A 10,561-nucleotide genomic window follows, 5' to 3' on the forward strand; every position below is an offset into this window, starting at 1 on the left:
CGCAGGCCAGCCAGGACAATCCTGATCTTCTCTTCCGCTGAATACTGTTTACGGGTCTTCCGCTTGATGCCTCTGACCAGCTTGTCAGCGGCATCCTTGCTTGTTCCGGATTTCTTGTTCATCTTCGCTCCTTGATGGCTTCGATGAACCAGAAATCCTCCGTTGCTCAAACCCCTAAATCTGTCCGATAGGTGCTGACTTCAGACAGTATGACCGGTATCTGTCGGGTGGGCCAGAAGCGCTTGAGGATCGCAGCCCCAGGCCGTCACGGGTCTGGAACCGCATTCCCGAACTGGTGCGCGAGAAGATCAAGGACCTGGCCCTGAAGGAAAGCGAGTTGTCGCCGCGCGAGTTGGCAGTGCAGTTCACCGACACAGAAAAGTATTTTGTGTCAGAGGCTTCCGTCTATCGCATCCTCAAGTCTTATGACCTGATCACCAGCCCAGCCTATGTGGTGGTGTCGGCGGCCGACGAGTTCCGGGACAAGACGACCCGGCCAAACCAGCTGTGGCAGACCGACTTCACTTACCTGAAGGTCATCGGCTGGGGCTGGTTCTACCTGTCCACCATCCTTGATGACTACAGCCGCTACATCATCGCCTGGAAGCTCTGCACCACGATGAAGGCCGCGGATGTCACCGATACGCTGGAACTGGCGCTGGACGCTTCGGGCTGCAACAACGCGACCGTGGCGCAGAAGCCGAGGCTCCTCAGCGACAATGGCGCGTCTTACGTGGCCGCCGATCTGGCCGAGTATCTCGAAGGCAAAGGCATGGATCATGCCCGGGGTGCCCCGTATCACCCCCAGACCCAGGGCAAGATCGAGCGCTGGCACCAGACGCTCAAGAACCGCATCCTATTGGAAAACTACTACCTGCCCGGCGATCTCAGGCAGAAGATCGACGCCTTCGTCGAGCACTACAACAACCGACGATACCACGAGAGCCTGCAGAACCTCACTCCGGCTGATGTCTACTTCGGGCGCGGCCAAACCATTCTGAGACAAAGAGAAAGGATCAAACAGAAGACCATCGAAACCCGGCGCTTACTTCACCGCAAATCCGCCGCATAATCAAACCAACCAGATGAGCCAGACCCTCTCTTAGCTCAGGCTGCCAACTGGCCCAAAATCTCTGACGACGGACAAGCTATTCACAAAAATCCAGACCCGCGCAAACGGCAAGACAATCCATCACATCAAGTCGATCAAAGAACTTAACGGTTTCACCGATCACCTGTCTCACAAAAGCCATCATCGAAAATGAAAACCGGAAGTCTCCGTCTTGGAACCTGAACTCACTTTCGTTAGCTTGTCGGAGATCGCGCCCGCGCAATTCGCAGACTACATGTCCAATCCGCGCGTGGCAGAGCACATGCCGCTGCTGACATCGGGCTGGAACGAAGAGGCAGCCGCCAATTTCATCGCCATGAAGGAAGCCTGCTGGCCCCGGGACGGATTGGGGCATTGGACGTTTCTCGCGGATGGCTGACACCGGCGATCGACAGCCGACTACGCGGGTGCGATCTGGTCAAACTGAAGGTCGCGGATGTCTACGCCGCTGGTCAGGTAAAGGAACGCGCCTCAATCATTCAGAGCAAAACACAGAAACCTGTCCGTTTTGAGATCACCGAGGGCACGCGAAAGTCGCTGCTGTGCTGGATGGAACAACCGCTGATGACCGGATCGGAGTACCTCTGGCCAGGGCGTTTCCACGAACGGCTTCACATTTCCACGCGACAATACGCGCGCCTTGTTCGGGATTGGGTGGAATCGATCGGTCTGCAGCCGAGTGCGTACGGAACACATTCGATGCGCCGGACCAAGGTCGCGCAAATCTACCGAAAGACAGGAAATCTGCGAGCGGTACAACTTCTGCTTGGTCACACCAAGATGGACAGCACCGTCCGGTACCTTGGCGTCGAATTGGAGGATGCGCTGGCGATCGCAGAGGCGGTGGAAATCCGAAGGCTTGGGCCGCCTTCGTGGACGGCCCATTGCGGACCTTCACCAAAGTCATCATTGCGGCAGTGCAGCCTCCCCAAAGCGGACATTTATCGGCTGCCGACAAATTGGGGGTCTCATTCAAGAATAGCCTTTAGGAAAGATGCTTGCCGCGCGACTCTCTACCTTTTTCCGCCGCCGCGATCGCCGCTCCGGCCAAAATGAGTGGCGCTGCGAGTAGGAAGCTGGTGGCAAGGCTCAGGCAGAAAATGAACACGTCCGCGAGAATTGGCCAGAGCAGCGCGACGTACTCAAAGGGCGCAAGCCGCGATGCCTCGGCATAGCGAAATGCCAGTGTCATTGCGATGTGGCCGAAACCACCGAACAGACCCGACAAGACCAGGAAACCAAGTATCGGCCCGTTGGGCACGACCCAACCCCAGGGCAGTGTGGCGATGCCGCCGATCATTGACGCCAGAACGAAATAGAACGCGATGGCCCCGGGGCTTTCCGTCTTGTTGAGGCTGCGTACCATGATGAGAGCCAGCGCGGTCAGGACAGCTGTGGCAAGCCCTATGAAGTACCCCATCAGCCGACCGCGCTCCCAGGAATAGGTTGTCAGTTCAGGCCAGACGAGCACGACAATGCCTGCAAAGCCGAGCGCGAGGCCCCAGATGCGCCATCGGGTCAGGCGCTCAGCCAGAAGGATTGCCGCTCCAAGCGCCATCAGGATCGGGGAGAGTTGCGAGATCAGGATGGCCTCTGCAAGGTTCAAACGTGCGACGGCAGCAAAGGATCCAAACAAGGCAAGAGCGCCAAAACCGGCCCTCAGAAAATGGGCGCCGGGCCGCTCGGTCGCGAGGCCACTCGGAAACTCCCCTCGAATCCAAAGGAAGACTACGAGCGGAAAAATGGCGAAAAAAGAGCGGAAAAATACGATCTGCCCAAGCGGGACATCCGCGCTGACGGCTTTCACACTGACGAACATGCCTGCCATGAGCAGCCCGGACAGGATGCGCAGGCTGATCCCGAGTCCTGGCAAGTCACAATCTCTCATTTGGGGTGGTCCCGTTCCGCCAAGGCGTCACGCAGTGCGTCGCCTGTCAGGTTGATCGCCAAGACGCAGAGGACAACCGCAAGTCCGGGCCAGAGCATCTGCAAGGGGGTAGAGCGCAAGTGAACCCGCGCATCCAACAGCATCGAGCCCCATTCCGGGTTCGGCGGTTGCACTCCAAATCCCAAAAAGCCGAGTGCCGAGATGCCGAGGATCGCGCGGGCGAACATGCCGGTCCAGACGACTGTGAGGGACGGGATCAGAAATGGCAGATAGTGCCAACGGGCTAGGGACCAGGCCGGCAGAGCGGCGAGGCGGGCCTGCACGACGTAGCCACGGCTTTGAACCGACAAGCCGATGCCGCGCGCGACGCGGGCATAGCGCATCCAGCCGGTGACGCTCAGGGCAAAGATCAGGCTCCAGGTCCCGGCGCCCATCAGCCCGGCAATGACGATTGCCGCCACAAGCTCCGGGAAGGCAAGAAACGTGTCCGTGGTCCGCATCACCATCCAATCCGCACGTTTGCCGCCCAGAGCCGCGACAAGCCCGATTGTGGTGCCGATTACAAGGCTGATGACCGAGATCAGGAAGGCCAATCCCAGCGACCAGCGCGCACCGTGCAGCAAACGCGACAGAATATCCCGACCCATTGCGTCGGTCCCAAGCAGAAACTCGGAATTTGGCGGTGACAAACGTTTCGGGATATTGATTGCCGTTGGATCGTAAGGCGCAAGCACGGGTCCAAGACCGGCCAGCAGCAAAAAGACGATCGCCAGCACCCAAACGCTACGCATCGCTCTCTCCGATCCGAGGATCAACGATGCGGTAGGTCAAGTCGATGGCCAGGTTGACGGCGACGAACACCAGCGCGGTCAGGACCACAACGGCCTGCACATGGGCAAAGTCTCGGGCCAGGATGGCTTGCACAAGAAACGTGCCGAGGCCCGGTCTGCCAAAGATTACTTCAACCAGGACGAGCCCTTCGAGGAGGAAGGCCAATTCCAATCCCAAGACAGTGACAACGGGTATCGCAGCGTGGGGGGCGACATGGTCTCTTCCAATGGATTTTTCGACGATCCCACGCCGTCTGAATGCCGGGAGGAAAGGCTGGCCGCGCGCCTCAAGAATGCCGGAGCGAATGATCCGCGTGAGCGATGCCGCAACGCCAAGCCCGAGCGTCAGTGCAGGCAGGATGGCGTGAGCCGGAGTGCTTGCACCAAGCGCGGGTAGCCAAGCAAGTTTTACAGAGAAAAGCAGGATAAGGATCAGGCCCAGCCAATAGGCCGGGATCGCGTTGCCGAGCGAGGCGGCCGCAACGGCGAGCCTGTCCATCCATCCGCCGGGACGTTTCGTGGCCAGAAGCGCCAAGGGAACAGACACTGCGAGACCGACCGCCAACGATGAGAAGGCCAGCGGAAAAGTATAGCTGATCGCCGCCGCAAGATCGGGCCAGACCGGACGGCCGGTGACCGCCGAAAAGCCCAGGTCCAATGTGAGCAGCGGCCCGAGCCATGCCCAGAAGGCCTGCCAGAATGACCTGTCCAGGCCCACCTCTTGTCGAACCTGGTCAACCACCTCGTCGGTCAGGAGCGCATCGAACCGGGCCATGGCAATGGCCTGTGCCGGATCGCCGGGCGCATTCCATAGCAAGGCAAACGTGAGGATGGTGGCGCCAGACAGCACAACGAACGCGCGCAGCAGAAGTCCACAGACGGCTTTGATCATGCGACGGCCTCAAGTGCCCCAAGTGCGATTGCAGCGTCGCGTAGGGTGCGGCAGTATTCAGATCGCGGGTTCAAGGCAAATGTTTCAGAATCCGCAATTTCCTCGATCCGCCCGGCTTTCAAAACGGCGATCTGATCCGCATGGGCCACGGCATAACCGAGGTCGTGGGTGACAATCAGCGCAGCAAAGCCTTCTTCGCCCTGAAGGTCGGAAATCAGCCGCGCCGTGTGTTTCTGTGCAACGGCATCCAACGCGGAGAGCGGTTCATCAAACAGGATCAGTGGGGGCGATGCGATCAAAGCGCGCAGGATGCCAACGCGTTGAGCCTGCCCGATCGAGACTTGTCCGGGACGGCGATCCAGAATGTCCAATGGCAGTTCGAGTCCGGCGCAAAGTCGCTGCAGCCGCTCCTGCGTCAGTTTGATATTCTGCGCGACGACCGGTTCCATGATCGATTGGCGCAAGCTCAGCACCGGATTGAAAGCCGCGCGGGGCTCTTGCATGACGAGGGCTGGACGGACCATGCGCGTCGGTGCGCCGTTCCAGGCAATCTGCCCGCCCGAGGGTTTCAGAAGACCGAGGATCGCCGCAATCAGAGTGGATTTGCCAGCACCGCTCTCGCCGACAACGGCAAGGGTCTTGCCAGCGGGCAAGGACAGCGAGATGTCGTGCAGTGTCACACGCGCCCCGCGTTTCACCCTGAGGTTGCTCACGGTCAACATGGCAGCGCCAACCAACTGCGATGTGCCGAAAGCGACTTCGCCGCCCGAGTCTGCGGGTTTTCCAGAATGTCTTCGGTGCGGCCCCGCTCAACCAAGCGCCCTTCGTCCATTACCATGAGCGTATCTACCCGGCGCGCTGCAAGGCCAAGATCGTGCGTAATCAGAAGCATCGCCGTATTTCTGTCTTTCAGAGTGACGCTCAGCAGGTCCATTGTCGTGGCTGCCACCACGGGATCGAGCGCGGAAGTCGGCTCATCCAGCACGATCAGATCGGGCGCGCCGATCAACGCCATGGCAATGACGAAACGTTGCTGCATCCCACGGCTCCAGCCCCAAGGGCGTTTGCGCATGTCGCCGCCCTCGATCTTCAACGCCCGGAACAGCCCGACCCGGTCCGTGCTGCCCGTTGCGAGGCCAAGTGCCATTTCCGCCTCGCGCCAGTGAAACGCCATGGACCGCAACGGATCGAGCGCCTCATCCGGGCTTTGTGGAACATGAGCGACGTTGTAACCCCGCGCGCGCAAATCGTCGATCAGCACATGGCCCAGGGTGGATTTGCCGGAGCCCGACGCACCGACCAGGCCGATGCGGCTTCGAGGTGGGATCTCCAAAGTTGTGGGGTGAAGGATGGTCCGGCCCGAGCGCACCGCACTCAGACCGGTCACGTTCAGCGTCATTTGGTCAGTTTCGTCTCATGAGTGATCCAGTAAGTCTCGGTGGGATGCACCTGATAACCGGTCAGGCCCGGCACACCGACATTGGTCTGGCTGACATGAAACACCGGAATCAAAGCGGCCTCGGACGCAATGATGTGCTGAACCTCGTCGTAGATTGCCATGCGTGCGTCGTGGTCGAACGTCAGACGCCCCAGTTCAAGCAACTCATCCAAACGCGCATTCGAAAAGCCCCCGGAGTTCGAACTTCCATCAGACTTCAACAGCGTCTCCAGAACGGCACCCGGATCGCCCTGCGGCAACGTCACCCACGCCTGCAGGAAAAGGTCGGCGTCGCCTGCCGCGATTGCATCGTTGCTCGCGCCCCATTCGCCGATGGTTATGTTGGCCTTGACGCCGATCGCGGCAAGGAAGGCCTGCGTCAACTCCGCAGTCGGCGGCAGTGCGGCCCGCGAGGAGTAGGTGACAATATCAATTTCCAGCGGCGTGCCCTCCAGCATCCAGGTCCCACCTTCCTTCACCGCTCCCGCCTCGGCCAGCAATGCCTCGGCCTTTGCAGGATCATAAGGTGCGGAGATATCTGCCGCCCAACCTTTGCCCGCGGGAAAAACAGTGCCTGCCGGAACACCGCCAACGCCGGACAGGGCCGCGTCGACGATGCCCTGACGGTCGATCGCATAGGAAACCGCTTGGCGAATGAGCGGGTTTGCCATGGGGCCGTTCTTGGCGTTCACCGTGAAGAAGTAGAGCCGTGCCGTGGGCGCTGAGAAGCCCTGCGCACCCGTTTCCTGGATGCGTTCAAAGTCGGTTTCCGGGTAGTTGATCACCAGGTCAACCTCGCCCGCCTCGAATGCCAGTGCCGCAGTGGCGGGGTTCGCCGAAGCGACGACGCGGACTTCTTCGAGGCCGGGCGTCCCTTGCCAGTAATTCAGGTTTGCTTCGGTACGATAGAGCTGTTCCGGCACCGCTTCCTTGAACACGTAGGGACCCGTGGCGTTGATCGGAAACGCATCGGACGGTTCACCCAGAACCGCAACCGCGGGTTCGGACAGAGTCCAGGGGAAAGCGGCATTCGGGCTGTTGGTTTCAAAAACAACGACGCGGTCGCCGTCGATCGACATACCCGCAAGATCGAGCAGCTTGGAGACCCGTGCATTGTGGCCGGGGTGCTCCTCATCTGAAATCGGAGCGATTGAATCAATGACGGCCTGTGCCGTTACCGGGCTGCCGTCATGGAAGGTCAGCCCTTCGCGCAGGGTTACACGCCACGTCGTTGGCGACGCCTGTTCAATACTCTCCGCCAGACGCGGATAGAGGTTCATGTCATAGTCGATCCCCATGAGCGTTTCAGTCACGCCGGTCTGGTTCGACATCCAGCCATTGTAGCTGGCCCGCGGATCAGGCACTTCGGCCGTCGGACCAAAGCCAACGGAAATGGTAAGAGTGCCCTCTTGGGCCGCTGCGGGCAGCGCCGTGCTGAGTGCAATAGCTCCTGCTACCGCCAACCGGGAAAAGAAAGACATAAGGGGTTCCTTCAGGACATGGAGTTGAGTTTGAAAACGGTGGATTGCCGATCACGGGCAAGTGTGCGGGCTTCGGCTTGGGCAAGCGAAAGGAGTGCCTCGTCGTCCGACAGGCCCCGCGCCCGAGACTTGGACCAAATGCGGCGCACCGAGGCGGGCGACCATGGCAGAGCAGCTTGAGCGACCCATTGTCGGACGGGTTGCGGCAAACTGTCAAAGGCGTCCATCGGGTCTCCTGCACGCTTTCTGCGACGCAGACTGCATTGACCGAGATTGCGTTTCATTCAGCTTCGTCCGGGTCCAAAATCGGGTCGACAACCAGCACCAGACGGGTTTCGCCCGTCCCTTCAATCGGCGGTGAACGATGCAAAAGGCCTGACGGCGGTTCGGCAGGCCAGAGCGTACCTCGCAGGAGGATTGGCGCGCCTGTCGGCACCGTGAATACACGCTTTGGTTCGGCGCCATCCGTGGAAACACCGTATTGGGTTCCCGTGCCGCGATAGGTGCACACAAGGCGGGCGGTAACCGCGTCGATGTGGAACCTGCGACAAGCGTTGGTTTGGATCCTGTCCAGCCGCAGACGCAGGTAATCCGTCTGCATCAGATCCGCGAACATGCGCGCCATTTCCGCGATATCAGCCTCAAGCCAGGCACGTTCGCCTCCGTTTGGCATGGCCGACATATCGCAAAGATGTCCAACGGTTTCGGGCACGGCACCCTTGGGGAGAATGACGCGGCCATTCGGCAAGGCGTCTTCGGGCACGGATTCAAGCCAGGACTGCACATCTTTCGGCATGTTTCGCCGCCAAATAGCCGCAGCGCATCCTGGCTGCACAAACGCGCGCAGTCCCGCGGGGTCGTCCGCAACAGCAACGCCGACTGCTGCGTCCTTGACTGTTTTGCGGACGAAGCTCATGCCGCGTCCTCAACGCGCCGCCAGCCGGGAAACGGGTCTGGCATGTCCAGCGGCAAAGCATCTGGTCCGGCAGCCATGACCGATGGCACGAGGCAGGCATCGAGTTTTTCCTCGAGAGCAGGCCAATCAATGCCAGAACCAATAAACACAAGCTCTTGCCGCCGGTCTCCCCAAGGCTCAACCCAATGCCGCTGCATGTACTCGCGCGCTGATGCGTGGTCTGGCCAACGCTCTTGGGGGACAGAGGCCCACCATGTGCCGATAGGTTTGACGCTGGACAACGCGCCCGCCAGCGAGAACTCGGCCACCCATTCAGGGCGGGTTGCGATCCAGAAATGACCCTTCGCTCGGATCACCCCGGGCATATCCCCATTCAGAACCGCGAGAATCTTTTCCGGGATGAAGGGCTGGCGCGCACGGTAAACGTAGGAGGTCACCCCATACTCTTCGGTCTCCGGCACGTGGCCCGCAAAGCCGTATAGTTCCTTGGCCCACATCGGATGCTCATGCGCCTTGTCAAAATCGAACAGCCCGGTGTCGAGGATCTTGTCTGCGGCAACCTCTGAATGGTTCGTCTCGATGATTTCGGCATCCGCGTTCAGACTGCGAATGATCTTGCGGGCAGCATCGACCTGACCTTCGGTCGCGTCAGCGACCTTGTTGAGGATCACCACATCGGCAAATTCGATCTGGTCAGTCAGAAGATGCACCAACGTGCGCTCGTCTTCATCGCCCATGACTTCGCCGCGATCCCTCAGGAAATCGTGGCTGGAGAAATCCTTGAGCAGGTTCACCGCATCCACGACTGTCACCATCGTGTCGAGCCGCGCAACATCAGACAAGCTGTCGCCAAACTCGTCGCGGAATTCGAATGTGGCCGCTACCGGCAGCGGCTCGGATATGCCGGTGCTCTCGATCAGCAGGTAGTCAAACCGGTGCTCAGCGGCCAAGCGGCGCACCTCATTGAGAAGGTCGTCACGCAACGTGCAGCAGATGCAACCGTTGGACATCTCAACCAGCGTCTCGTCCGTTCGGCTGAGTTCGGTGTCCGCGCGCACCAGATCGGCGTCGATGTTCACTTCCGACATGTCGTTGACGATCACAGCGACACGCCGCCCTTCTCGGTTGTTCAAAACCCGGTTCAACAGGGTGGTTTTGCCGGCGCCCAGGAATCCGGACAGGACGGTGACGGGAAGACGGGAATCTGGCATGTCTGAACTCCGTTGGTTGCTGCGACAGTCACGCAACTTACGCAGTTACTAGACGAATGCAACTGCAATTGTTACGTTTGGGTCTGACCCGGAGAAGAATTGCCTATGAAGCGAAACAGCCGCCTGTCTCTTGCCTTGCACACCCTCAGCCACATGGCCGGAGAGCCGAACCGCGTGCGCACATCGGCGGACATTGCCGATCACGCCGGAACAAATCCCGTGGTCGTGCGCCGAGTCCTCGGAAAACTGCGCGAGGCCGGGCTTTTGCATTCCGAGAAAGGCCATGCAGGCGGTTGGCGTCTGGCCAGGTCAGCCGACAGCATCACGCTTGCGGACGTTTATTTGGCACTCGACGAAAGGCTTGTTTCCGGGGCTGGCGACGATGCTGAACCTTCTGACTGCAGCGTCGAAACAGGCCTGCAAGCACGTGTTGCAGAAGTCCTCGACGAAATCGAAGCAAACCTCGTGGAGCGCCTGCGCGAGACCACGATCACGGATGTTCATCCCAGCAGCTGCAGCTATTGCGCGAGCTGAGACCTAGAAGTTCCCGAGTTCGATAAGCCTAAGTCTCAGACTTTTTTCAGTTTGATGGGCAAGTCGGCGCAGCGATCAATTTATCGGCTCCCGTGGTATGATTCAGCGGCAACATGGGGTTGTCGTTTCGGGCGGGCATGGCGGATCGGAGGATCAGTCATGGAGTGTGAACCGGCATGCAAAATTGACCCCGGTATTGGGGTAATCGGCGTCCAAATTTGACCCCCCTGATATTTGATTTCGGTAGCTTTCTCACGGAT

General features: G+C 59.8%; 11 protein-coding genes and 2 pseudogenes. 4 read left to right on the top strand and 9 right to left on the bottom strand.

All coding sequences use genetic code 11. The features are described from left to right. Window positions 1-199 precede the first annotated feature (199 nt). From F3H26_RS18475 to F3H26_RS18480, 3 genes and pseudogenes are all read left to right on the top strand, one after another. Window positions 200-1,072, top strand: a pseudogene (locus F3H26_RS18475) (IS3 family transposase); the annotation flags it as partial. 238 nt (window positions 1,073-1,310) lie between these two features. Then, window positions 1,311-1,490 carry a hypothetical protein gene (locus tag F3H26_RS19530; RefSeq protein WP_223162577.1) on the top strand — a complete coding sequence of 60 codons (180 nt, stop codon included), beginning with the start codon at window positions 1,311-1,313 and terminating at the stop codon, window positions 1,488-1,490. A gap of 5 nt (window positions 1,491-1,495) precedes the next feature. Beyond that, window positions 1,496-1,963: pseudogene (locus tag F3H26_RS18480) on the top strand (tyrosine-type recombinase/integrase); the annotation flags it as partial. 133 nt (window positions 1,964-2,096) lie between these two features. Here F3H26_RS18480 and F3H26_RS18485 read toward each other — a convergent pair. Genes F3H26_RS18485 through F3H26_RS18525 form a run of 9 tightly spaced genes read right to left on the bottom strand, consistent with a single transcriptional unit; the run spans window position 2,097 to window position 9,767 of the window. Beyond that, entirely contained in the window at window positions 2,097-2,999 is a 903-nt protein-coding gene (locus F3H26_RS18485) for a DMT family transporter (RefSeq protein ID WP_149777448.1), read from the bottom strand. Further along, the gene (locus F3H26_RS18490; protein WP_223162578.1) at window positions 2,996-3,775 is read right to left on the bottom strand and encodes an ABC transporter permease; all 780 of its coding nucleotides are present in this window, start codon (window positions 3,773-3,775) and stop codon (window positions 2,996-2,998) included. Before F3H26_RS18490 ends, F3H26_RS18485 begins: the two co-directional genes overlap by 4 nt. A gap of 7 nt (window positions 3,776-3,782) precedes the next feature. Then, entirely contained in the window at window positions 3,783-4,721 is a 939-nt protein-coding gene (locus F3H26_RS18495) for an ABC transporter permease (RefSeq protein WP_149777449.1), read from the bottom strand. Next, the gene (locus F3H26_RS18500; RefSeq protein ID WP_149777450.1) at window positions 4,718-5,443 is read right to left on the bottom strand and encodes an ABC transporter ATP-binding protein; all 726 of its coding nucleotides are present in this window, start codon (window positions 5,441-5,443) and stop codon (window positions 4,718-4,720) included. Before F3H26_RS18500 ends, F3H26_RS18495 begins: the two co-directional genes overlap by 4 nt. Then, window positions 5,437-6,120: an ATP-binding cassette domain-containing protein gene (locus F3H26_RS18505; protein WP_149777451.1), complete on the bottom strand. Its 684-nt coding sequence runs from the start codon at window positions 6,118-6,120 to the stop codon at window positions 5,437-5,439. The genes F3H26_RS18500 and F3H26_RS18505 overlap by 7 nt, the downstream gene beginning before the upstream one ends. After that, window positions 6,117-7,640, bottom strand: coding sequence for an ABC transporter substrate-binding protein (locus F3H26_RS18510; RefSeq protein ID WP_149777452.1), 1,524 nt, complete (start codon window positions 7,638-7,640; stop codon window positions 6,117-6,119). Before F3H26_RS18510 ends, F3H26_RS18505 begins: the two co-directional genes overlap by 4 nt. An 11-nt stretch (window positions 7,641-7,651) precedes the next feature. Then, window positions 7,652-7,924 (bottom strand): DUF6525 family protein, encoded by a 273-nt coding sequence (locus F3H26_RS18515; protein WP_149777453.1) that lies wholly within the window; start codon window positions 7,922-7,924, stop codon window positions 7,652-7,654. Further along, window positions 7,921-8,556, bottom strand: a complete 636-nt coding sequence (locus F3H26_RS18520) for a DUF1826 domain-containing protein (RefSeq protein ID WP_149777454.1) — start codon at window positions 8,554-8,556, stop codon at window positions 7,921-7,923. Before F3H26_RS18520 ends, F3H26_RS18515 begins: the two co-directional genes overlap by 4 nt. Then, entirely contained in the window at window positions 8,553-9,767 is a 1,215-nt protein-coding gene (locus F3H26_RS18525) for a GTP-binding protein (protein ID WP_149777455.1), read from the bottom strand. Before F3H26_RS18525 ends, F3H26_RS18520 begins: the two co-directional genes overlap by 4 nt. A gap of 105 nt (window positions 9,768-9,872) precedes the next feature. On the opposite strand from F3H26_RS18525, the gene F3H26_RS18530 reads away from it, so the two are divergent. Then, window positions 9,873-10,301: an Rrf2 family transcriptional regulator gene (locus tag F3H26_RS18530; RefSeq protein ID WP_149777456.1), complete on the top strand. Its 429-nt coding sequence runs from the start codon at window positions 9,873-9,875 to the stop codon at window positions 10,299-10,301. Window positions 10,302-10,561 lie beyond the last annotated feature (260 nt).

It is taken from the genome of Ruegeria intermedia (assembly GCF_900129345.1).
Taxonomy (GTDB): domain Bacteria; phylum Pseudomonadota; class Alphaproteobacteria; order Rhodobacterales; family Rhodobacteraceae; genus Ruegeria; species Ruegeria intermedia.

Coding starts and splice junctions, on each gene's coding strand:
- F3H26_RS18485 (WP_149777448.1), bottom strand. CDS start 2,999: ATGAGAGATTGTGACTTGCCAGGACTCGGGATCAGCCTGCGCATCCTG.
- F3H26_RS18495 (WP_149777449.1), bottom strand. CDS start 4,721: ATGATCAAAGCCGTCTGTGGACTTCTGCTGCGCGCGTTCGTTGTGCTG.
- F3H26_RS18500 (WP_149777450.1), bottom strand. CDS start 5,443: ATGTTGACCGTGAGCAACCTCAGGGTGAAACGCGGGGCGCGTGTGACA.
- F3H26_RS18505 (WP_149777451.1), bottom strand. CDS start 6,120: ATGACGCTGAACGTGACCGGTCTGAGTGCGGTGCGCTCGGGCCGGACC.
- F3H26_RS18510 (WP_149777452.1), bottom strand. CDS start 7,640: ATGTCTTTCTTTTCCCGGTTGGCGGTAGCAGGAGCTATTGCACTCAGC.
- F3H26_RS18515 (WP_149777453.1), bottom strand. CDS start 7,924: ATGAAACGCAATCTCGGTCAATGCAGTCTGCGTCGCAGAAAGCGTGCA.
- F3H26_RS18520 (WP_149777454.1), bottom strand. CDS start 8,556: ATGAGCTTCGTCCGCAAAACAGTCAAGGACGCAGCAGTCGGCGTTGCT.
- F3H26_RS18525 (WP_149777455.1), bottom strand. CDS start 9,767: ATGCCAGATTCCCGTCTTCCCGTCACCGTCCTGTCCGGATTCCTGGGC.
- F3H26_RS18530 (WP_149777456.1), top strand. CDS start 9,873: ATGAAGCGAAACAGCCGCCTGTCTCTTGCCTTGCACACCCTCAGCCAC.